The 22,611-nt window shown below is 64.7% G+C and carries 18 protein-coding genes and 1 pseudogene; 15 read left to right on the top strand and 4 right to left on the bottom strand.

Annotated features, from left to right (window positions below):
• Positions 1-60: 60 nt before the first annotated feature.
• From recG to ubiA, 15 genes and pseudogenes are all read left to right on the top strand, one after another.
• Complete coding sequence (gene recG, locus AVKW3434_RS18475) at positions 61-2,265, top strand: ATP-dependent DNA helicase RecG (protein ID WP_284406994.1); 2,205 nt, start codon at positions 61-63, stop codon at positions 2,263-2,265.
• Between the two features lie 123 nt (positions 2,266-2,388).
• On the top strand, positions 2,389-7,050 hold the full coding sequence (locus AVKW3434_RS18470; RefSeq protein ID WP_284406993.1) for a polymorphic toxin type 37 domain-containing protein: 4,662 nt from the start codon (positions 2,389-2,391) through the stop codon (positions 7,048-7,050).
• 2 nt (positions 7,051-7,052) lie between these two features.
• Positions 7,053-7,361, top strand: coding sequence for a DUF8220 family protein (locus AVKW3434_RS18465; protein ID WP_284394178.1), 309 nt, complete (start codon positions 7,053-7,055; stop codon positions 7,359-7,361).
• A 307-nt stretch (positions 7,362-7,668) separates the two neighbouring features.
• The gene (locus AVKW3434_RS18460; protein WP_284406992.1) at positions 7,669-7,956 is read left to right on the top strand and encodes a hypothetical protein; all 288 of its coding nucleotides are present in this window, start codon (positions 7,669-7,671) and stop codon (positions 7,954-7,956) included.
• Positions 7,957-8,141: 185 nt separating this feature from the next.
• Positions 8,142-9,968: an RHS repeat-associated core domain-containing protein gene (locus tag AVKW3434_RS18455; RefSeq protein WP_284406991.1), complete on the top strand. Its 1,827-nt coding sequence runs from the start codon at positions 8,142-8,144 to the stop codon at positions 9,966-9,968.
• Between the two features lie 3 nt (positions 9,969-9,971).
• Positions 9,972-10,232: a hypothetical protein gene (locus tag AVKW3434_RS18450; RefSeq protein ID WP_284406990.1), complete on the top strand. Its 261-nt coding sequence runs from the start codon at positions 9,972-9,974 to the stop codon at positions 10,230-10,232.
• 66 nt (positions 10,233-10,298) lie between these two features.
• Positions 10,299-10,676: a hypothetical protein gene (locus AVKW3434_RS18445; RefSeq protein WP_284406989.1), complete on the top strand. Its 378-nt coding sequence runs from the start codon at positions 10,299-10,301 to the stop codon at positions 10,674-10,676.
• A gap of 289 nt (positions 10,677-10,965) precedes the next feature.
• Positions 10,966-11,142: pseudogene (locus AVKW3434_RS24250) on the top strand (HNH/endonuclease VII fold putative polymorphic toxin); the annotation flags it as partial.
• Positions 11,143-11,152: 10 nt separating this feature from the next.
• Positions 11,153-11,752, top strand: a complete 600-nt coding sequence (locus AVKW3434_RS18440) for a hypothetical protein (RefSeq protein WP_284406988.1) — start codon at positions 11,153-11,155, stop codon at positions 11,750-11,752.
• A 75-nt stretch (positions 11,753-11,827) separates the two neighbouring features.
• Entirely contained in the window at positions 11,828-12,205 is a 378-nt protein-coding gene (locus AVKW3434_RS18435) for a DUF7684 family protein (protein ID WP_284406987.1), read from the top strand.
• 16 nt (positions 12,206-12,221) lie between these two features.
• Positions 12,222-12,737: a hypothetical protein gene (locus AVKW3434_RS18430; RefSeq protein WP_284406986.1), complete on the top strand. Its 516-nt coding sequence runs from the start codon at positions 12,222-12,224 to the stop codon at positions 12,735-12,737.
• Between the two features lie 251 nt (positions 12,738-12,988).
• Positions 12,989-13,954, top strand: a complete 966-nt coding sequence (locus tag AVKW3434_RS18425; RefSeq protein WP_284406985.1) for a LysR substrate-binding domain-containing protein — start codon at positions 12,989-12,991, stop codon at positions 13,952-13,954.
• A gap of 238 nt (positions 13,955-14,192) precedes the next feature.
• Entirely contained in the window at positions 14,193-15,947 is a 1,755-nt protein-coding gene (locus tag AVKW3434_RS18420; RefSeq protein WP_284406984.1) for a dipeptidase, read from the top strand.
• Between the two features lie 147 nt (positions 15,948-16,094).
• Positions 16,095-16,619, top strand: coding sequence for a Dps family protein (locus AVKW3434_RS18415; RefSeq protein ID WP_284406983.1), 525 nt, complete (start codon positions 16,095-16,097; stop codon positions 16,617-16,619).
• A 115-nt stretch (positions 16,620-16,734) separates the two neighbouring features.
• Positions 16,735-17,610 carry a 4-hydroxybenzoate octaprenyltransferase gene (gene ubiA / locus AVKW3434_RS18410; RefSeq protein ID WP_284406982.1) on the top strand — a complete coding sequence of 292 codons (876 nt, stop codon included), beginning with the start codon at positions 16,735-16,737 and terminating at the stop codon, positions 17,608-17,610.
• 94 nt (positions 17,611-17,704) lie between these two features.
• Here ubiA and proC read toward each other — a convergent pair whose 3' ends face one another.
• The 4 genes from proC to AVKW3434_RS18390 form a co-directional block, all read right to left on the bottom strand.
• A complete protein-coding gene (gene proC / locus AVKW3434_RS18405) occupies positions 17,705-18,547 on the bottom strand; it encodes a pyrroline-5-carboxylate reductase (protein ID WP_284406981.1) in 843 nt (280 codons plus the stop codon).
• Between the two features lie 75 nt (positions 18,548-18,622).
• Positions 18,623-20,155: a glycerol kinase GlpK gene (glpK, locus tag AVKW3434_RS18400; RefSeq protein WP_284406980.1), complete on the bottom strand. Its 1,533-nt coding sequence runs from the start codon at positions 20,153-20,155 to the stop codon at positions 18,623-18,625.
• A gap of 52 nt (positions 20,156-20,207) precedes the next feature.
• Positions 20,208-20,972 (bottom strand): DeoR/GlpR family DNA-binding transcription regulator, encoded by a 765-nt coding sequence (locus tag AVKW3434_RS18395; RefSeq protein WP_284394152.1) that lies wholly within the window; start codon positions 20,970-20,972, stop codon positions 20,208-20,210.
• Between the two features lie 369 nt (positions 20,973-21,341).
• A complete protein-coding gene (locus AVKW3434_RS18390; RefSeq protein ID WP_272566906.1) occupies positions 21,342-22,607 on the bottom strand; it encodes a porin in 1,266 nt (421 codons plus the stop codon).
• Between the last annotated feature and the right edge of the window lie 4 nt (positions 22,608-22,611).

Here is a 22,611-nt window from a genome sequence, read left to right as displayed (position 1 = left end):
CTTTTCTGCCCATGCCGGTTTCCTCTTGTTGCGCTTTGCCTGCGCACGCTCCCCCTTCCCATGACCGACCGTAGCGCCGCCGCCACTGCCGCCCCCGGTTCCGCAGGCGCGCCCGGGCGTGCGGGCGCCCCGGTCGCCCCCGGGGCCCGGCCCGCCCCCAGCCCCGCCCAGAAGGCCCTGCGCAAGCTGGGGTTGGTGCGTGACATCGACCTGGCCCTGCACCTGCCCCTGCGCTACGAGGACGAAACCCGCATCACCCCCCTGCGCAATGCCCGGGACGGCGACACCGTGCAGATCGAGGCCACCGTCGTCTCCAGCGAGGTGCAGCTGCGCCCCCGCCGCCAGCTGCTGGTGCAGGTGGACGACGGCACCGGCACCTGCGAACTGCGGTTCTTCAGCTTCTACCCCTCCCACCAGAAGACCCTGGCCGTGGGCGCGCGCCTGCGCATCCGGGGCGAGGTCAAGGGCGGCTTCTGGGGCCGGCAGATGCTGCACCCGGCCTTTCGCACGGCCGGCGGCGACCTGCCGGCCGCCCTCACCCCGGTCTACCCGACCGTCGCGCAACTGCCTCAGGCCTACCTGCGCCGCGCCATCGTGAGCGCCCTGCAGCGCGTGGAGCTGTCCGAGACGCTGCCGCCCGGCGTGGAGCCGCCGGTGGGCCGTGTGCCCGGCCAAAACGGCCTGGCGCCGGGGTGGAACCTGCGGCAGGCGCTCACTTTTTTGCACCACCCGGCGCCCGACGTGGCCATTGCCACCCTGGAGGACCACAGCCACCCCGCCTGGCAGCGGCTCAAGGCCGAGGAACTGCTGGCCCAGCAGCTGTCCCAGCAGCAGTCCAAGCGCGAGCGGGCCCGGTTGCGCGCGCCGGTGCTGCAGGCGCCGCCCCCCGGCGACGGCGGCGTGACGCTGGCCGAGCAGCTGCTGGCCGTGCTGCCCTTCGGCCTTACCGGCGCCCAGCGCCGCGTGGGCGAGGAAATCGCCCGCGACCTGGGCCGCTCCGTGCCCATGCACCGCCTGCTGCAGGGCGACGTGGGCTCGGGCAAGACCGTGGTGGCCGCCCTGGCCGCCGCCGTGTGCATCGACGCCGGCTGGCAGTGCGCGCTGATGGCCCCCACCGAAATCCTGGCCGAGCAGCACTTCGCCAAGCTCGTCGGCTGGCTGGAGCCCCTGCTGGCCGCGCGCGGCCAGCGCGTGGCCTGGCTTGTCGGCGGGCAAAAGAAGAAAGAGCGCGCCGCCATGCTGGCCCTGGTGGAGAGCGGCGAGGCCGCGCTGGTCGTCGGCACCCATGCGGTCATCCAGGAGCACGTGCGCTTTCGGTGCCTGGCCCTGGCCGTGATCGACGAGCAGCACCGGTTCGGCGTGGCGCAGCGGCTGGCGCTGCGGCAAAAGCTCGAAGGGCAGGGCATGGAGCCCCACATGCTCATGATGAGCGCCACGCCCATCCCGCGCACCCTGGCCATGGGCTACTACGCCGATCTGGACGTCTCCACCATCGACGAGCTGCCCCCCGGGCGCACCCCCATCGTCACCAAGCTCATCGCGGACAGCCGCAAGGACGAGGTCATCGAACGCATCGCCGCCCAGGTCGCCTCGGGCCGGCAGGTGTACTGGGTGTGCCCGCTGATCGAGGAAAGCGAGGCGCTGGACCTGTCCAACGCCACTGCCACCCATGCCGAACTGAGCGAGGCCCTGCAGGGCGGCATCGCGGCAGGCCAGGCGCCCGTGCAGGTGGGCCTGCTGCACTCGCGCATGCCCAGCGCCGAGAAGAAGGCCGTCATGGCGCTCTTCACCAGCGGCGCCATGGGCGTGCTGGTCAGCACCACCGTGATCGAGGTGGGCGTGGACGTGCCCAATGCCTCGCTCATGGTCATCGAGCACTCCGAGCGGTTCGGCCTCTCGCAACTGCACCAGTTGCGCGGGCGCGTGGGGCGCGGCGCGGCCGCCTCGGCCTGCGTGCTGCTGTACTCCACCAACGACAGCGGCCGGCTGGGCGAGACCGCCCGCGAGCGCCTCAAGGCCATGGCCGAAACCAACGACGGCTTCGAGATCGCCCGGCGCGACCTGGACATCCGCGGCCCGGGCGAATTCCTGGGCGCCCGCCAGTCCGGCGCGCCGCTGCTGCGCTTTGCCGACCTGGCCACCGACACGCTGCTGCTGGAGTGGGCGAGGGAGCTGGCGCCGCACATGCTCGACCGGTTTCCCGCCCTGGCCGAGCGGCATGTGATGCGGTGGCTGGGCGGGAAGTCGGATTATCTGAAGGCGTGAAGACCAAAGGCCTGGCGCATTTTCAGCGCAGGCCCTGGTTAATGTAACTCCCTGTATCTCGATGTTCGGGTTTCTGCGCAGTCGATAAAATGCGTAACTCAAGATCAAATGGGAGAGGGATTCATGAGGGTTGTCTGGGCCGCCTGCATCGCATTGCAGGCCATGGGTTATTGGGGCGTGGCAGAGGCAGGGGGGATCGACAGAAGCAAGCCGTTTGGGTATGGCATCGAGTCCACGGGAGGGCCGGACATGCGCTACACGGTGCTGTCCGGCACGGTGGCAGGCGTGTGCGGTGCATTGCCCGATGGGCCGCATCGGTTCTGCGCGCAGTCCATCTGGGGGCGCAATCGGTGCCAGCTCATGCCTTCGCTGGGCGCCCCGTGCGAGGGCGAAGATGGACTGGGCGACAGCATCGCGCCCATCTGCAACCGGCCCCAGAACGAGCACCCCGAATACCTCTACAACCCGGCGGGCTGGACCCAAAGCCGCGGCAAATACGATTACGCCACCGACCAGTTCTCCTGTGTCTGCCGGAATGCGGAACGCGGGGATGTCCGCGACTCCGAAATCAGCGGCTGGTGCGGCCCCAAGCAATTGATCGACCCCGATCCGCCACCACCGCCCCCGCCGCCGCCCCCTCCGCCGCCACCTCCTCCCCCACCCCCGCCGCCCCTGCCGCCGCCACCACCCCCAGTGCCGCCGCCCGGCGACGGCTACCGGGGTGTCTCCGTGTTCCCTGGCGGGCAGGACGGCATGTGCGTGGGCGACCCCGTCATTCCCGCCACCGGAGAGAACTTCCAGGAGATCGTGGACCACCAGGACCCGTGGGGCGGCAGCCTGGACTTCGTGCGCATCTACCGCAGCCACTGGGCGCTGGACTCCGCCCGCGCCAGCCGGGGCTTCGGCCGCCAGTGGGGGCACAACCATGCCATCAGCCTGCGGGTGTCCGAGGGCGTTGCGACCGTCATCTTCGGCAACGGCGAGGAGCGGGGCTTTCAGCGCGCGGGCGCCCAGCAGGACTGGGTGGGCGATCAGCGCAGCGACACGCTGGCCCAGGCCGATGGCCTGTGGCGCTTTCGGAACGCCAGCGACGACTCCGTGCTCACCTTCGACAGCGCGGGCAAGCTCCTGAGCCGCAGGGCGCGCAACGGCTGGGTCACCACCTACGGGTACACCTACGGGCGCCTGACCACCATCACCAACGCCTTCGGCAAGACCCTTACCCTCGTCTGGGGCGATCGGCTGATCGAACAGATCATCACGCCGGACTACCAAACCACCACCTACCGGTACAGCTACCAGGACGGCTTGGGCGACCGGCTGGTGTCGTCCCGCCTGCAGGACCAGTACCAGAAGACCTACCTGTACGAAGACACCGGCAACCCGTTCCTGCTGACCGCCATCGTCGATGAGAACGGCAGCCGTTTCGCCCAGTTCAGCTACGACGCGCTGGGCCGCACGCTCAAGGCCGCGCATGCGGGCGACGCCCTGGCGCACCAGTTCGACTACACCGACATCGCCTCGGGCCAGGTCGGCGTGAAGGACCCGCTCGGCCAGACCCGCCGGTACGGCTACACCGTGCAGAACAAGGCGCTGGCCGTCACCAGTGCCTCGTCGGCACCGGGGCTGGCCTACCGCCCGGTCAACCGCCGGGTGCAGAACGCCGCCGGCCTCGTCACGGCGGAGGTGGACTTCGCTGGCCGCCAGACCACCTACGAATGGGACAGCGACCGCCAGTTGCCCCTGCTGGCCACCCACGCCAAGGGCACCGCGCAGGAGCGCCGGGTCGCCACGCAGTGGCACCCCACCTACCGCCTGCCGGTCAAGGTCACCGATGGCAACCGCGTCACCGAATACACCTACGACGCGGACGGCAACGTCCTCACCGAGCGGGTGTACGACGCCAGCCTGCCCGACGGCGCAGCCAAGGCCGCCGTCCGTCGATGGGAATACCAGGGCGGCCTGGTCACCGCCGAAACCGATGCCCTGGGCGTGCGGCGCACATACACCTACCACAGCAACACGCCCTTGGTGTTCGAGTCCACCGACCCGTTCGGGCGGCGCACCAACCACAGCTACAGCGATGGCCGACTGGTGGGCAAGCTCCTGCCCAACGGCCTGGAAATCCAGTACGCCTATGGCAACAACCCCTGGAACCTGCTCGGCAACGTCTCGGTCCTCGGGATGCAATGGACCCACCAGTACAACGCCATCGGCAAGCTGTCGCGCACGACGCAGCCGGACGGCTACCAGATCGACTACGCCTACGACAGCGCGCACCGGCTGGCCTCGTGGAAGGACAACCGGGGCGCCTCGGGCAGCTATGGGTACGACCTGTTCAACAACGTCATCCTGCAGGAAGTCAAAGACGCCGCGGGCCAGACCGTGTGGCGCCAGGAGCGGGGCATCAACGCCGCCAACCAGTTGGAAACCGTCAAGGCCGGCAGCCAGGTGGACCGCTACGCCTACGGCCCCAACGGCGAGCGCCTCACCGCCGAGAACGCCCTGGGCCAGCGCTACCGGTACGCCACCGACCCCCTGGGCCGCGTCGCGGAAATCACCGACCCCCTGGGCAAGGTCGCCTCGCTGTCCTATGACGGCCTGGGCGCGGTGCAGGGCGCCAAGGACTTCGCGGGCGTGGCCACCACGTATGCCAACGACATCCGGGGCAACGCCACGCGGGAGACCTCGGCCGACAATGGCGCGGCCAACGTGCAATACGACGCACTGGGGCGCCCCACGCAGGTGAGCGATGCGATGGGCCGCACCACCGCGCTCACGCGGGACGCAGCGGGGCGCCTGACGCGCATCCTCTTCAAGGACGGCAAGCAAAGCGTGTGGCGGTACGACCTCACCGGCGCCAGCTACAACGCCCCCGGCACGCCGCAGGCCAGCATCGGGTCCTTGAGCGAGATCCAGGACGCGGGCGTCACCACGCGCTGGCAGCGCGATCCGCTGGGCCGGGTCACCGCCCGCACCCAGGTGCTGGCCAGTGCCAACGGGGGCGACAGCCGCACCCTGGTCCAGGCCTATGTGCCGGCAGGGCCGGACGGCGCCCGCAATGGCGGAGCCGGGCAGATCGCCACCCTCACCTACGCGAGCGGCAAGAAGCTGCAGTACCAGTACGACGCCACGGGCCAGCTCACCGGGCTGCAATGGAACGGCCAGCCACTGCTCACCGCCATCACCTGGAACCCGCTGGGCCAGCCCACCGGCTGGAAGTGGCCGGCCTTCGGCCTGGCCGAGCAGCGCAGCTACACCCTGGCGGGCCAGTTGGCCGCCAGCCGGCTGCTGCCGCAACTGGCCTGGGACAGCGCCGGGCGCCTGGCCCAGGTGCAGCAGCGGCACACCCTGCGCGGCGCCACGGGGGCGCAGCAGGCCGTGATCACCAGCGCCAACACCTACGACGCCACGGGCCGGCTCACCGCCAGCGCCCACAGCGGGCCGGCCGGCCTCACGCTGCCCCCGGGCAGCGCGTTGAGCGACACCCTGGGCGCCAACACCAGCGGCTACGCGTGGGACGCCAACGGCAACCGAAGCCAGAGCTACTACAGCAGCACCACGGCGGCGGGCACGGCCACGCTCAAGCGCAGCCATGCCATCACCGCCAACAGCAACCGGCTGCAAAACACCACGCAGACCCTCACGCCGGCCGGCGCCAGCGCGCAAACCAGCACCGTTGCCTACGCTTACGACGCCACGGGCTCGATCACGAAAAAGGGAGACAACTACCTGCACTACGGCAGCGACGGGCGCATCGCCAAGGCCGGCCTGAATGCCGACCCGGCGAACGCCCTGGCCGTGAGCTACACGTACAACGCCCTGGGCCAGCGGGTGTTCAAGAGCGATGCGCGGCTGTCCGGGGCGAACAACCCGGCCATCACCCAGCAGACGGTCTATGCCGAGGACGGCATCGGCAGCACCGTGCTGGGCCAGTACGGCAACCGCAGGAGCAGCAACAGCGCGGCGCCGGCTGGGGAGATGGACAGCACGGAGGTGATCTACCTGCCCACGGCCAGCGGGCCGATGCCGGTGGCGGCGCAGATCAATGGGCGGCTGTATGCCATCGATGCGGACCACCTGAACACGCCACGGCGCTTGACGAACACGCAGGGCCAGGTGGTGTGGCAATGGCTCATCACGGGGTTTGGAGAGGCGAACCCGACGACCGGCGCCACGGGCTACGCGCAGAGTGGGCAAGGCAGCGCCAACTATGCGGAAGCCATCAAATTCGACCTGCGGTATCCGGGGCAGGTGTGGGATGACGAGACGGGACTGGCGTACAACCTGAACCGGTACTACGACCGGGAGGGAGGGCGGTACATCCAGGCGGATCCGATTGGGCTGGAGGGGGGATGGAATCGGTTCTTGTATGTCGGAGGAAATCCACTTAGCTATACCGATCCGACCGGCGAGTTTGCAGTCGTCATCCCATTTATTCCGGCGATCATCACAGGTACTGACATCGCGGTTGGAACTGCTCTTGGCGCATTGGGTTATGGGTTGGATCGCATGTTTGCGAAACCGCCTAAGAATGCATATGACCCAAATGGGCCCAAGGCGCCGGGCAAACCGACAGAGGCAGATGGATTTAGAAGTCCTAAAGGGGGCGATAACTGGGTACCCAATCCAAATCCAGGCAAAGGCGGTTCTAGCCACGGCTGGGAAGATGCTAAAGGGGATGTGTGGTGTCCTACTGGGTCAGGAGGTAGGTCTCACAGCGGTCCCCATTGGGATGTACAGACTCCAGGTGGCGATTATAGAAACGTGAAACCAAGTCGTTGATTATGAAAAACATTCAAATTATTGATGGTGCGCAAAATTGCGTATATGACATTTTTTCAGCAACCGATGAGGAATTTTTGTTGTTATTTCCTGGTGGCGTCGATATTGCTTTCATCGATGAGATATACGCGACTGGTGATGCGAAGGTGCTTGATGAAGTATTCAATAATATTTGGCAACGCCGGGTTAAAAAATTAGAAGTGCAAGGCATTCATGGATTGATATTCTACGAACTTAATCAGAAGATGATTTATTATCCAACTAGAAAGGATGAGGAGGCCATCAATCCCGATGGGTCTAGGCTTAGGTAATGGAATACTGTTACTGCTGAGCAGGGCATACAGAACTGTATTTCCGACTCTGTATTGATTCATGAACTAAGTGGTTGCATTGGTTCCAACTTCTTTAGTCGGAGTAAGTCGCCATGATGAGCCAATGCAATCCCTTGAATCCATGTCCTGCCCGCCGCCGAAAATTTCGTTGCACCGTTTTTTGCTATTTTTAATGGCATCATCGGCATGGCATAGAACGACAGTGCAAATGGCGCACAACGGCGTGGTTATTGTCGCTGGTGGAAATGAGCAGGTAATTAAATTTATCCCTGAATAATCAGGTTGTATGAGCGATTTTTTCTCGCGTCAAGCCTTCGTGCTGCGGCAAGCCATCAATGAATATCGTGATGGAACACTTGATTTAAACTCACTTATTTATCGGATTGAGGGGGTTGGGAGTGTTTTTGAAAATGAATTATGGCGAAATGCGGTTTTCCCCGTCATTTTATCCATGGAGCAGATAAACGCAGCGGCAATTAATGGTGGCAATGATTTGACCGAAGCAAACAAGGTTTCTATTGAAGAGTCGCTCATTGAGTTTGAGGGGCTGATTAAGGACTTTGAAAATAAATAACTGCTGCTTATTTCTCAAGCCTTGCGCGGGAGATCTCATGCGAGCCGATGCAACACCCTGACATCCAACCCTGGCCGTTGCACTTCTTAAATGCTATATATTTAATAGCATAATGACCATGATTTACTAGGGCGTAAGGCCTGTTTGACCTGATGTCAGGCCTCACATCAAACGGGAGGAGGTTCATGAGGGTCGTCTGGGCCGTCTTCATCGCATTGCAGGCCCTGGGCAATGTGGCCTCGCTGTCCTACGAAGTCCTGGGCGCCGTGCAGGGTGCCCAGGACTTCGCCGGCGTGGCCACCACGTATGCCAACGACGTCCGGGGCAACGACGTCCGGGGCAACGTCACGCGGGAGAACTCGGCCGGGCCCACGCCCGGCCTGGCCGAGCAGCGCAGCTACACCCTGGCGGGCCAGTTGGCCGCCAGCCGGCTGCTGCCGCAACTGACCTGGGACGGCGCCGGGCGCCTGGCCCAGGTGCAGCAGCGGCACACCCTGCGCGGCGACACGGGCGCGCAGCAGGCCGTGATCACCAGCGCCAACACCTACGACGCCACGGGCCGGCTCACCGCCAGCGCCCATAGCGCGCCGGCCGGCCTCACGCTACCCACGGGCAGCGCGTTGAGCGACACCCTGGGCGCCAATGCCAGCGGCTATGCGTGGGACGCCAACGGCAACCGCAGCCAGAGCCACTACAGCAGCACCACGGCGGCGGGCACGGCCACGCTCAAGCGCAGCTACATCGCCGTCAGCGGCAGCAACCGGCTGCAAAACACCACGCAGACCTTCACGCCGGCCGGCGCCAGCGCGCAGACCAGCACCGTTGCCTACGCTTACGACGCCACGGGCTCGATCACGAAAAAGGGCGACAACTACCTGCACTACGGCAGCGACGGCCGCATCGCCAAGGCCGGCCTGAATGCCGACCCGGCGAACGCCCTGGCCGTGAGCTACACGTACAACGCCCTGGGCCAGCGCGTGTTCAAGAGCGATGCGCGGCTGTCCGGGGCCAACAACCCGGCCATCACCCAGCAGACGGTCTATGCCGAAGACGGCATCGGCAGCACCGTGCTGGGCCAGTACGGCAACCGCAGGAGCAGCAGCAGCGCGGCTCCGGCTGGGGAGATGGACAGCACGGAGGTGATCTACCTGCCCACGGCCAGCGGGCCGATGCCGGTGGCGGCGCAGATCAATGGCAGGCTGTATGCCATCGATGCGGACCACCTGAACACGCCGAGAAGGCTGACGAACACGCAGGGGCAGGTGGTGTGGCAATGGCTCATCACGGGGTTTGGAGAGGCGAACCCGACGACCGGGGCGACAGGCTATGCGCAGAGCGGGCAAGGCAGCGCCAACTATTCAGAGGCGGTGAAGTTCGACCTGCGGTATCCGGGGCAGGTGTGGGATGACGAGACGGGACTGGCGTACAACCTGAACCGGTACTACGACCGGGAGGGAGGGCGGTACATCCAGGCCGATCCGATTGGGCTGGATGGAGGGTGGAACCGCTATCTCTATGCAGGTGGCACGCCAACGAATCTCGTCGATCCTTCTGGATTGGCAAGCGTGATGCCGGGTGGAGGGTATGGAGACTCTCCGTTGCTGGACAACGGGTCAAGTTGCTCGCCGATGTTTCAGCAGCCACGGGTGGATGATGGTGGTTGTATTGCTACGAGTGGCGGGCCGAGTATTTGCGTTGGGCCTGGAATGATTAAAGGCATAACCAATCCTGCTATTGCAAAAATAATCGCCCCTGCAATTCCGAGTGGCATGAATCAGTCGCAGTTTGGCAGAGCGTTAATTGGATGGGGAAGTGGTCCACAAGGCGCGTTGACCCGGATCGAATCTATTAATAGCGGAGTAGTTGGCCAAATGCAGGCGCAAGGACTGACCAGGGATATGGCTATTCAATGGCGTAATTTTTATGCCAATGAATTTTCTCGCAATGCGAATAATGTCACTGCTCAAAATAGAGTGCAGCTTTTGGATAAAATTGTTGATTTAATGAGGTGATTTATGAGATTGGTGCAAAAATTAATCTATGTCAATAGCTCTGGTAAGGATGTAAGAATATTTTTGGAGCCGTGGGCGGAGCAGTTTCAAATTGCTCCTGGCGCGCGCACTGAAATTCTTGTGCATACGTCCGATGAAACGATGGAAGGAATTTTGGAGTTTGAGCAGGTTGAGGACGGTCTGATTGTTTATGGCTACGAAGGGTGTGTTATTAATTTGAAGTCGAATGGTAATGACTTAAATCCTTCGACTCAACTTGGGTGAGCTGCTGTTTTAGGTATTTTAAGAGAGGGGCAAGCACTAAGGGGCGATAACTACTTGGATGTGTGGATGAATTATTTTTTATTGCCCCTTTGTATTGGTGACCTACCCGCAGAGCATAAAAATGCTGGCTGGCTTCCTGATGCCGAAATATCCCTGGGAGGGTTTTTTTACGATCACATTCTTTCCGACGATGGAACGCTTGTTGGCGTGCGGTATTGGATGAGTCCGGGCGTGGCATTTGAGCAGCATCCGGTTTTTAGTCAATATATTGCAGATAGGCGATGTGATTTCAATATTGAGGGGGGATATGTTGATATTGTTTTTGATGAAAAATACGCAAATGATTTACATGCAGGTTTGCTGAAAATAGATAATGTTCAGGATTTTGGAGGCGAGTGGGTCGTGGCGAAAGCCGGCTCGCTTGGTGTTGCTTTTAGCCTTTAATGTTGATTAAGGGTTGCGGAGTCGGCCCAACCGCCTTTGCCTCCGACTCCGCCTTTAGGGACGGGCGCTGTTATCCCAATTCTTGCGGCCAAGGGAGTTCCCATGCGGAGCAACGCAAACCCTTGAACCCCCTGTCTTGCCCCGCTACACGCAACTTCACTCCGGCCCTCTTGTTTGCTATTTATTTAATAGCATCATTGGCATAATTCACTGGGGCGTGAGGCCTGTTTGATCTCATAATGGGGTTCCTACCAGCCAGCAGCCAACGTCAGTTGGCCCCAATCGTGATAGAAAAGAAAGAATTCAACCTGGTAGGCAGTATGAATTTGAGATTCCAAATGGAACCAGCACTCCTCGGAAAGTAATTATTCGAGATGATGTTGGAGGCCATAACTTCGGTCCAAACGATCCCCAAAACAGAGGTTCTCATTTCAACGACTCTTGCGAACGTCATTTTGATTACTAGGAGTATTTGAGTGTTGAAGAATTTTCGCGATATTGGTTGGAGCCCAAAAATAATCAAAGAACTTAGCGGCAAGAATCTTGAGGGCTGCGAGTTACAAGAAAATAAGGTCCCTAAAGAAAAAATACTCATAGGTTTCTGCTCGAAGATCAGGAATGAATGGCCAAATCTTCATTTCTTTTTAATCACGGGTGATGAAGTTTGGCAAGCCCGCTCAAAAATATTTCTATACAAGAAATTCTGGAAGAAATTTAACTCACAAATTCAGCCCATCCATACTTCCGAATGGGAGGTGGTCGGAAACGAAAAGTCGAAATACTTTGGAGCAGCACCATTAAAAAACAATGAATGGTTGCTTCAATCAGAAATCTTTGAACTAGAAACCACATGGCTCATAGGAATTAAATCTGATTTTGAGATAGAAAATTTTTCCAGTGAATTTCCAAATGGATGGGGAGAAAAAATTCCCGCTGCAATAACAGATTTTGCGTCTAAAAATGATTCCATATTGGCTAAGCCATTTAAGCCAGAAAATAATGAGTCCAATGGCATTTTGATAATCAGCACCAATGAAAGCAACTCAACAATGCAGCGGAATATATTTCAAAAATGATACGCATGGAGCACCTGCGAACTGAGATTAATACCTTCCGGAGCAATATCGAAAAGTTGCGAAATGGGGGTTTTTATGAACTCTTCTAATATTTATTTTAAAGATATTTGTCAACCCTTGTCCTTTAGTGATATGGCGGGGAAATTCGCCGCACTTCTAGATGCCGGAGATTTGGAGTGGCAAGATGTTTTTTGGTTGAAGCAAACAGTACGCGATTTTTTGAATGCTGGCTGCAATTACTTTGTTTGCTATGGTGAAAGTTCTGAAATCATTCATGATTTAATCGATGAGGTAGTGGAGGGTTGTGGTTTTTTAGATATAAGTACCACTTACCATAATGATGAATCAAAATCGGATGTGGCAAGCTTTTTTAAATTGGTGGCGATGCAAGACATGAGTCAAGGCTTGATCTTTGTTCACAACCTTAAAGATTGGCGTTCAGTCGTCAATTAATGGCATCGGGAGCACCGTGCTGGGCCAGTACGGCAACCGCGGGAGTGGCAACAGCGCGGCGCCGGCTGGGGAGATGGACAGCACGGAGGTCATCTACCTGCCCACGACCAGCGGGCCGATGCCGGTGGCGGCGCAGATCAATGGGCGGCTGTACGCCATCGACGCGGACCACCTGAACACGCCACGGCGCCTGACCAACACGCAGGGCCAGGTGGTGTGGCAATGGCTCATCACGGGGTTTGGAGAGGCGAACCCGACGACCTGCGCCAGGGGCCGCTACGCCTCCAAGCGGCATGAACAGCACGAAAGTCATCTGATCGTTTATGTAGCAAATCAATTTGCCTTATGGCGCTTTCAGTCAGCAGCAGTCTCCACAGCGATGCATGGTGGCGGAGCACGAATGTCCCGGGCTTCAAACAAAGACGGAATCCATCCACTGAGCGTCCGGCTCGCCGCAGCCAAATGCTGGATCAAACCCGTTTCGTGCACTATATTTTTGATAGCAATACAGCCATGGTTTTCTAAGGCATGAGGTTTGTTCGGTCATGAACTAAAGCGCGGTGAACGCGGCTGGCAAGCCCTCGCCTGCGCAAAACACATGTCCCGGTCTGCAGCGTTTTCGCGGGGGTGAAATGCACGTCTTGAACGCCCCTGGCACGCCCCGCCACCCAATGTGAAGCCTGGGTAAAGTTCCTTTCCCGCTCCTGTACGTCCCGCAGGCCGCCGACCGACAGGGGTTTCATCTCGGCGCACAATGTCGCGTTCGCCAATCCGCATCCAACAATGACCCTCACGGAACTCAAATACATCGTCGCTGTGGCCCGGGAGAAGCACTTTGGCCGTGCGGCCGATGCTTGCTATGTGTCGCAGCCCACGCTGTCGGTGGCCATCAAGAAGCTGGAAGACGAGCTGGAGGTCAAACTGTTCGAGCGCAGCGCGGGCGAGGTGTCGGTCACCTCGCTGGGCGACGAGATCGTGCGCCAGGCGCAGAGCGTGCTAGAACAGGCCGCCGCCATCAAGGAAATCGCCAAGCGCGGCAAGGACCCGCTGGCCGGGGCGCTCACGCTGGGCGTGATCTACACGATCGGTCCCTACCTGCTGCCCGAGCTGGTGCGTCACGCCATCGCGCGCACGCCGCAGATGCCGCTCATGCTGCAGGAGAACTTCACCGTCAAGCTGCTGGAGATGCTGCGCACCGGCGAGATCGACTGCGCGATCATGGCCGAGCCGTTTCCCGACACGGGCCTGGCGATGGCACCGCTGTACGACGAGCCGTTCATGGCGGCCGTGCCCAGCAGTCACCCGCTGGCCGACCAGAAATCCATTTCCGCCGCGCAGCTCAAGAGCGAGACCATGCTGCTGCTGGGCGCGGGCCATTGCTTTCGCGACCATGTGCTGGAGGTCTGCCCCGAGTTCGCGCGCTACGCGAGCAATGCCGAGGGCATCCGCCGCACGTTCGAGGGCTCATCGCTCGAGACGATCAAGCACATGGTGTCGGCCGGCATGGGCGTGACGCTGGTGCCGCGCCTGTCGGTGCCGCGCGATGCCCTGCACACGGGGTCGCGCCGGCGCAAGAGCGACGACACGCACATCCGCTACCTGCCGATCCAGGAGGCCGATGGCAGCCCGCCGCCCATGCGCCGCGTGGTGCTGGCGTGGCGCCGCAGCTTCACCCGCTACGAGGCCATCGCCGCGCTGCGCAACGCGATCTACGCCTGCGAGCTGCCGGGCATGACGCGCCTGTCCTGACCGCAGGCCTGCGGCGCCTTCCGATTCTTTTTGCGGTCCTGGCGGTCCTGGCGGCCCGGTGGCCGGCGCTGGCCGCCGCGCGCGCGGGCTGCCGGCTTCATCGAAACGCCTCGGGGCAGGGCTAAACTTCGCCCCGCGCGCGGCCGGTGGGTGGGCATCCTCCACCCCGGCCTGGCGCGGGCCGCGCCACATGCGGTCCGCGCGGGGCGCCGCGCTCTCCACAATCCCGAGGACATTCATGAAGAAGCTTTTGATGGCGGCCGGCCTGGCCCTGGGCCTTTCGGCCTGCTCCAGCGTGACCGCGCCGACCGACGCCGCGCCCTTGGCGGGCACGCTCAAGAAACCCGATCTGGACCGCCTGGTGGTCGCCGAGACGGGCGCGCCCAGCGGCGATTTCAGCGCGTTCCTCGAACGCGCGGTGCGCACCTACCCTGCGCTGGCGCCCAGCGTGAAGGCGTATGGGGCCAAGGCCACGCTGGCGGGCGACGACCTGGTGAACATCAGCCGCCTGCTGGGCCTGTACAACCGGCTGAACCACCACACGGCGGTGATCGACACCACCGCGAAGATGGTGGCCATTCCCACGGTGCGCTCGGACAAGGTGCCGCCGCACGAGGACCGGGCCATCATCGCCTTCGGCACGCTGGTCGAAGGCATGGCCAAGGATTTCGGCCTGCAGTACCGCAACGTGGACAACCGCATCTTCGAAGTGAAGCTGCCCGGCACGGGCACCGAGGAATTCGGCATCCTCACGCACGCCGACGTGGTGCCCGTGGTGGCCGACGAATGGGTGCTGGACGACGGCACGCGGCTGGACCCGTTCAAGCTCACGCGGGTGGGCGGCAACCTGTACGGGCGCGGCTCCATCGACGACAAGGGCTCCATCGCCGCCGTGCTGTACGCGATGAAGGCGGTCAAAGACAGCGGCCTGCCGATGGCCCGCACGATCCGCCTCATGGTGGAGACGACCGAAGAGACGGGCGGCGACGCGATGAAGTACTACCGCGCCAAGACCCCGCTGCCCGAGTACAACATCGTGCTGGACAGCAAGTACCCCGCCGTGGTGGCCGAAAAGGGTTCGGGCGCGCTGCGCGCCTCGTTCGCCCTGGCACCTGCCGCTGCCGTGCCGGTCGGTGCGGTCACCATCGCTGCGATGGCGGGCGCCGCCTCGGCCAACGCCGTGCCGCAGACGGCCACCGCGCGCCTCACGGGCGGCGACCTGGCCGCCGCGGCGCAGCGCCTGGGCGCGGCCCGCGAGGCCTTCATCGCCAAGTACGCGGCCCAGGGCGGCCCCTTCGCCATCGACATCGTCCAGGACGGCGCTGCGCTCGCGGTCAAGGTCACGGGCACGTCGGCCCACGGCTCGCGCCCCGAAGAGGGCGTGAACCCGCTGCCGCGCCTGGCGCTGTTCCTGCAGGAGTCCGGCGTGCCGCTGGCCGCCAACGGCTACGCCAGCGCGGTGCGCTACATCGCCGACCTGTACGGCACCGACTACCTGGGCCGCACGATGGGCCTGGCGTACAGCGACGACTTCATGGGCCCGCTCACGATGTCGCCCAACCTGGTGCGCGAGAAGGACGGCAAGGTCGATGTGCTGGTGAACGTGCGCATGCCGCGCGGCAGCACCGCCGACGTGCTGACGAAGGCCACCGCCGCGCGCATCCAGGCGTGGGGCGCGCAGGCCGGCGTGGCGGTCGAGGTGGACCACAGCCAGGGCGAGTGGATGGCGCGCGACCCCAAGGGCGCCTGGCTTTCCACGCTGCTCAACACCTTCGGCGACACCACGGGCCTGGAGGCCAAGCCCGTGCCCACGGCCGGCAGCACCACGGCCAAGCTGATGCCCAACGCGATCAACTTCGGCCCCGCGATGCCGGGCAAGAAGTACACGGCCCACAACGCGAAGGAATTCAAGGAAGTGGCCGACCTCGACGCCGACATGCAGATGTTCACCGAGATGCTGGTGCGCATTGGCAACCTGCCGCAGATGCAGTGACCCTGGTCGGCGCTGCGCCGCAGCGCATGCGCTAAAGTGTTTTCCGGCGCCCGGACGACCGCACCCGCTCCCGCAGCGGGCGCCGCGCCCGGGCCGGCAAACACCGCGGCGACGCATTGTTCAGTTCAGCACCCGAAGGAGTTCTCCATGGCCAAGACCCCCAAGACCCCCCTCGCCCGCGCCGGCGCCAGCGGCGCACCGCGCATCAACATCGGCATCAGCGACAAGGACCGCGCGGCCATCGCGCAGGGCCTGTCGCGCCTGCTGGCCGACACCTACACGCTGTACCTCACGACCCACAATTTCCACTGGAACGTGACGGGCCCGATGTTCAACACGCTGCACACCATGTTCATGGGGCAGTACACCGAACTGTGGAACGCGGTGGACCCGGTGGTCGAGCGCATCCGTTCGCTGGGCCATTCGGCGCCGGGCTCGTATGCCCAGTTCGGCAAGCTCACCTCGCTGCCCGACGCGCCCACCGAGCCGCCCCACGCGCTGGAGATGGTGCGCATCCTGGTCGAAGGCCACGAGGCCGTCGCCCGCACGGCGCGCGAACTGTTCCCGGTGGCCGACAAGGCCAGCGACGAACCCACGGCCGACCTGCTGACCCAGCGCCTCACGGTGCACGAGCAGACCGCCTGGATGCTGCGCTCGCTCCTGGAGGAGTAAGCCGGCCGGGCCTTGCACGGCCCTGCCCAGCCAGCGCCCGCCCACCCGTGCGGGCGTTTTCGTTTCCCGGTCGCCTCTCTCTTTCGTTCTTTTCTCCCTTTCCTTTTTCCGCGCCATGCAGCTTTCCGCCCCCACGCCGTCGCGCCTGTCGCTCTACCTCGACCTGATCCGCTGGAGCCGCCCGGCCGGCTGGCTGCTGCTGCTGTGGCCCACGCTGTCGGCGCTGTGGGTCGCGGCGGGCGGATTCCCCGGCTGGCACCTGCTGGCCGTGTTCACGCTGGGCACCATCCTGATGCGCAGCGCGGGCTGCTGCGTGAACGACGTGGCCGACCGCCGGTTCGACCGGCACGTCAAGCGCACGGCGCAGCGGCCGGTGACGAGCGGCGCCGTCTCCCCGCGCGAGGCGCTGGCCGTGGGCGCGGTGCTGGCGCTGGTCGCCTTCGCGCTGGTGCTCACCACCAATGCCATCACCATCGCGTGGTCGGTGCCGGCGCTGGCGGTCACGGTGCTGTACCCGTTCACCAAGCGGTTCTTCTCGATGCCGCAGGCGGTGCTGGGCGTGGCCTTCAGCATGGGCATTCCGATGGCGTTCACCGCCGTGCGCGGCGAGGTGCCGTGGCTGGCGCTGTGGCTGGTGCTGGGCAACCTGTTCTGGGTGCTGGCCTACGACACCGAATACGCCATGGTGGACCGCGATGACGACCTGAAGATCGGCATGAAGACGTCGGCCATCACCCTGGGCCGCTTCGACGTGGCGGCCATCCTGGCGTTCTACCTGCTGCTGGTGGCGTTCTGGGGCGTTTCGCTGGCACCGCTGGGACTGGGCGTGCCGTTTTACCTTGCGGTCGGCGCGGTGCTGGCCCAGGTGGCGTGGCACTTCGCGCTGATCCGCCACCGCACGCGCGAAGGCTGCTTTCGGGCCTTCCGCGAGAACCACTGGATCGGGTTCACGCTGTTCGCCGGCATCGCCGTGGGTTACGCGTTGCGGTAGTTTGCTATTATTTTTGTAGCTACATGCCCTAGTGCTTATTGCGCTGGAGGGCATTTTGGCTTGAAGCCGGCGGGGCGCCCGCCCGCGCTGGTGATCAGGCGCCGAACTCGTCGCCCAGCTCGCGCGCCCGCGAACGCGCCGCTTCCAGGGCGCGCATGAAACGCTGGGGCACCTCGTCCTGCTCCATCGACTGCAGGGCGGCGTAGGTGGTGCCGCCCTTGGAGGTGACGCGCTGGCGCAGCACCTCGGGCGGCTCGTCCGAGCGGCGGGCCAGTTCGGAGGCGCCGGCGAAGGTGGCCACGGCCAGCTGGTGCGCCTGGTCCCGGCTCAGGCCCATGGCGGCGCCGGCCTCGGTCATGGCCTCCAGGAAGCGGAACACATAGGCCGGGCCCGAGCCCGAGAGGGCGGTGACGGCATCGAGCTGCGGCTCGTTGTCCACCCACAGGAATTCCCCCGTCGTCGCGATGATCCGCTCGGTGGCCGCGCGCTCGGCGGCGGTCACTTGGGGGCGGGCGTAGAGGGCCGTCATGCCGCGGGCGATCAGCGCCGGGGTGTTGGGCATGGCGCGCACGATGCGTTCGCTGTCCAGCCACCGGGCGATGCTGTCCGAGCGGATGCCGGCGGCCACGCTCAGGTGCACGGCGCCGGCGGTGTGGGCGCGCGCCTGCCGGGCGGCGTCCTGGAAGGTCTGGGGCTTGACGGCCCACACCACGGTGCCGGCCCGGGCCAGCGCGGGGCCGGCCGCTTCGTGCGCCGTGATGCCGTGCTGCGAGAGCAGGGCGGCGCGGGCCTCGGCCCAGGGCTCGACGACTTCGACCTGCGCGGCCGGCACGCCCTGGCGGATCAGCCCGCCGATGATGGCGCTGGCCATGTTGCCCCCGCCGATGAAGGCAATGGCGGAGGAGGGCGAATCGGTCGCGGCGGGCGTGGCGTTCATGGCGGCGGTGGGCAGGTGGATGCGAAGCGCAGGATGTTAGCGCCTGCGCTGCGGCGGGGGCCGGGGCGGCGGTTTTCAGTCGAGCGAGGCCTGCCGCACGGCGTGCTCCCAGCGCGCCATGAGTTCGCGGGCACGCGGGGCGCCCAGCGTGGGCATGAAGCGGCGCTCGGCGCGCCACAGGTCCGACAGCTCGTCGGTGCTGCGGTACACGCCGCTCGACAGGCCCGCCAGATAGGCCGCGCCCAGCGCCGTGGTCTCGATCACCGCGGGCCGCACCACGGGAATGCCCAGCAGGTCGGCCTGGAACTGCATGAGCAGGTCGTTCACGCAGGCGCCGCCGTCCACGCGCAGCTCGCTCACCGGCGCGCCGCCGGCGGCCACGGCGTCGCGGCTCATGGCCTGCAGCAGCGCGGCGCTCTGGTAGGCGATGCTCTCCAGCGCTGCCCGCGCGATGTGGGCGAGCGTGGTGCCCCGCGTGAGGCCGGTGATGGTGCCGCGCGCGTCGGGCTTCCAGTAGGGCGCGCCCAGGCCGGTGAAGGCGGGCACCATCATCACGCCGCCCGAATCGGGCACGCTTTCGGCGAGCGACTGCACCTCGTTGCTGGCCGAGATGGCGCGCAGGCCATCGCGCAGCCACTGCACCACGGCGCCGCCGACGAACACGCTGCCTTCCATGGCGAACTCGGGCGTGCTGCCGGCCAGGCTGAGCGCTGCCGCGCCGGGCGGCGCCGTGCCGATCTGGGCCGCGCTGGTGGTGAGCAGGCCGTTGGTGGAGGTCTGGAACTTCTGCCCCGTGTGCATCAGCATGAAGCAGCCGGTGCCGTAGGTGTTCTTGGCCATGCCGGCCTTGAAGCAGGCCTGGCCGAACAGCGCGCTCTGCTGGTCGCCAGCCACGCCGCCGATGGGCAGGGCGCTGCCCAGCAGCTCGGGGTGCGTGTCGCCGAAGTGGGCGCTGGAGGGCCGCACCTCGGGCATGAGGGCGCGCGGGATCTGCAGCAGCTCCATCAGTTCGTCGTCCCACTGGTTGGTGCGCACATTGAAGAGCATGGTGCGCGCGGCGTTGCTCACGTCGGTCACGTGCACCTGGCCTTGCGTGAGCTGCCAGATGAGCCAGCTGTCCACGGTGCCGAAGGCCAGTTCGCCGCGCTCGGCCTGGGCGCGCGCGCCGGGTACGTGGTCCAGCAGCCAGCGCAGCTTGGTGCCCGAGAAATACGCGTCGATCAGCAGGCCGGTCTTGGCCTGGATGGTGTCGGCCAGGCCGCGCTCGCGCAGCTCGGCGCACAGCGGCTCGGCCCGGCGGTCCTGCCAGACGATGGCATGGTGCACGGGCTCGCCGGTGCGCCGGTTCCACAGCACCGTGGTCTCGCGCTGGTTGGTGATGCCCAGCGCGCGCACGTCGCCGGCCTTCAGATTCGCCTGGGCCAGGGCCTGCCGCGCGGTGGCCAGCTGGGTGCGCCAGATCTCGCGCGGGTCGTGCTCCACCCAGCCGGGCTGCGGGTAGATCTGCGGCAGCTCCAGCTGCGCCTGCGCGACGATGTGGCCGCGCTCGTCGAACACGATGCTGCGGGAACTGGAGGTGCCTTGGTCGAGGGCGAGCAGATAGGTCATGGTGGATTCTGAAGAGAGAGGACCGGCGGGGTGCCGCGGGGCGGTGGGGGCGTCATCCAGCGACGGTGCAGTCCACGCCGGCGTCGCGCAGCAGCGCGGGAAAGGGCTCGGGCGGCGGCGCATCGGTGAACAGCCGGCCGATCTGCGCCAGCGTGGCGGCCTGCACCATCGCCGCGCGGCTGAACTTGCTGTGGTCGGCGGCCAGCCAGACCTCGCGGGCCTGGGCGATGATGGTCTGCGCCACCTTCACCTCGCGGTAGTCGAAGTCGCGCAGCGTGCCGTCCGACTCGATGCCGGAGATGCCGATGAGCGCGATGTCCACCCGGAACTGGCGGATGAAATCCACCGCGGCTTCGCCCACGATGCCGCGGTCGCGCGAGCGCACCACGCCACCGGCCACGATGACTTCGAAGTCGGGCTTGCCGCTGAGGATGGCGGCCACGTTCAGGTTGTTGGTGATGACGCGCAGGCCGCGGTGGTGCATGAGCGCGCGGGCGATGGCTTCGGTGGTGGTGCCGATGTTGAGGATCAGCGAGCAGTCGTTGGGCACCTGGGCCGCCACGGCGCGCGCGATGCGGGCCTTGCCGTCGGCATGCAGCGTTTCGCGCTGCGTGTGGCCGAGGTTCTCCACGGTGGAGGTCGGCACCCGCACGCCGCCGTGGAACCGCCGCACCAGCCCCAGTTCGGCCAGCCGCTGCACGTCGCGCCGCACCGTCTGCAGCGTCACGCCCAGGGTGTCGGCCAGCTCCTCCACGGTGGCGGATTGGCGGGAGCGGACCTCTTCGAGCAGGCGCAGTTGGCGGGGATTGGTGTTCACGGAGGGTGGGGCAACGAAGCGAAATGAAGGCGCGGACGGGCAAAGGCGCTGGTCTTACTTTAAAGCGAACCAAAACGAACCGTTCCAGGGTAAACCTTGATGAAAAACGATCACAAAGCAACACGCTCGATCGCGGCGGCTCCTTTCGGGTGGGCTGTGGGGTGGGGGAAGGGTGCGGTTTGCCGGGTTGCCTTGCCCGGGAAAACGCAGAGCGAGGGCGTGGTGGAGCTGTGGGAGGCTGGACACAGGGCGTGGGGGCAGTGCGCTCGCACGCGCAGGCCTGAAGGACGGAAAGAATGGCGCCCCAACGAAAAATCCCCCTTGCGGGGGATTTCGGTGTGGCGCAGCGGGCGGAATGTGCCGGGTGCGTCAGAAGCGGTGGCGGATCGACAGCGTCAGGCTGTTGACGTCCTTGCCCGGGGCTGACGCCACGCCGCCGAGGAAGCCGTTGCCGCCCAGCAGGTCCTGCGAGGTGTTCTTGTTTTCCAGGTGCGTCAGCACGGCGCTGACGTCGGTGCGCTTGGACAGGGCGTAGGTGTAGGCCGCGCCGTAGGAATAGCGGTCGGCATCGAACGGCCGCCGGTCATTCATGTTGTTGTAGGCCACGGTCACGGTGTGCGGGCCGGTGGTGATGCGGTAGCCGATCTGGAACAGGCGGGCATCCTGCTTGAAGGCCTGCACGAAGGCGTTCTGCACCAGCGTGGCCACGGGGGCGGTGGCCGGGTTGGCCGACAGGCCCGTGGCAATGGTCGACAGGTCGGTGGGGTGGTCGTCCTTGATGGTGGCGTACTGGCCGGACAGCGTGCCCGGCCCGATGTCCAGCGTCGCGCCCAGGATGGCGTTGGTGAGCGACTTCTGGCCCAGCTCGTTGTTGCGGGTGTTGTAGCCACCGCCGAAGGAATAGCCGTCGCCCTTGTAGATGGCCATGATGCCCAGCAGCCGCCGTGCGCTCGGCTTGCCGGCCACTTCGCCCGCCGCATACATGGCCGTGGCGGTAAGCCCGTCCTTTTGCAGCGCGTACTGGATCGAATTGCTCACGCGGATGTCGAAGGAGGCCGGAATCGCCACCAGCTGCCCCAGGGCCAGGCTGGACTCGGTCTTCATCGCGTCGAAGTTGCCGGTGGCCAGGTAGCCGGGCGTGTACTGGCGGCCGACGGTGAAGGCGCCGAACGGCGTGACCAGGCCGGTGAAGATCTGCCGGTCGAAAATGCTGTTGCCCAGGTTGACGCCCACCTGGGAGCCGATCTGCGCGGCCACGGCCGAGACCGCGGGTTGCAGGGCGGCGGGCAGGCCCAGCGAGGAGGCGGTGCTGAGCCGGTCCGGCAACTGGCCCAGTGAGGGCGGGCGGTTGCTGAGGCTGCCGGTATCGGCTTCGATCCGCGATTCGAGCGTGAAGATCGCGCGGTAGCCGCCTCCCAGGTCTTCATTGCCCTTGAAGCCCAGGCGGGACCCTTCCATGTTGCCGCTGGTGAGCCGCGTCAGATTGCCGCCGGGGGCGCCGGTCATGTAGTTGATGCCCAGGTCCACCAGACCATACATGGTGAGGCTGCTGGTGCCTGGCGGCGTGCTCTGCGCCATGGCGACCGACGAGGCGCAGCCAAGAACGACGGCCGACAGCGTACGCATTTTCTTCATAAGG

Origin of the sequence: Acidovorax sp. SUPP3434, assembly GCF_030159015.1 — a bacterium.
In the GTDB taxonomy this organism is placed as follows: domain Bacteria; phylum Pseudomonadota; class Gammaproteobacteria; order Burkholderiales; family Burkholderiaceae_C; genus Paracidovorax.
Note: the sequence above shows the minus strand (reverse complement) of the source record. Positions and strands in the feature narration are given on the sequence as shown.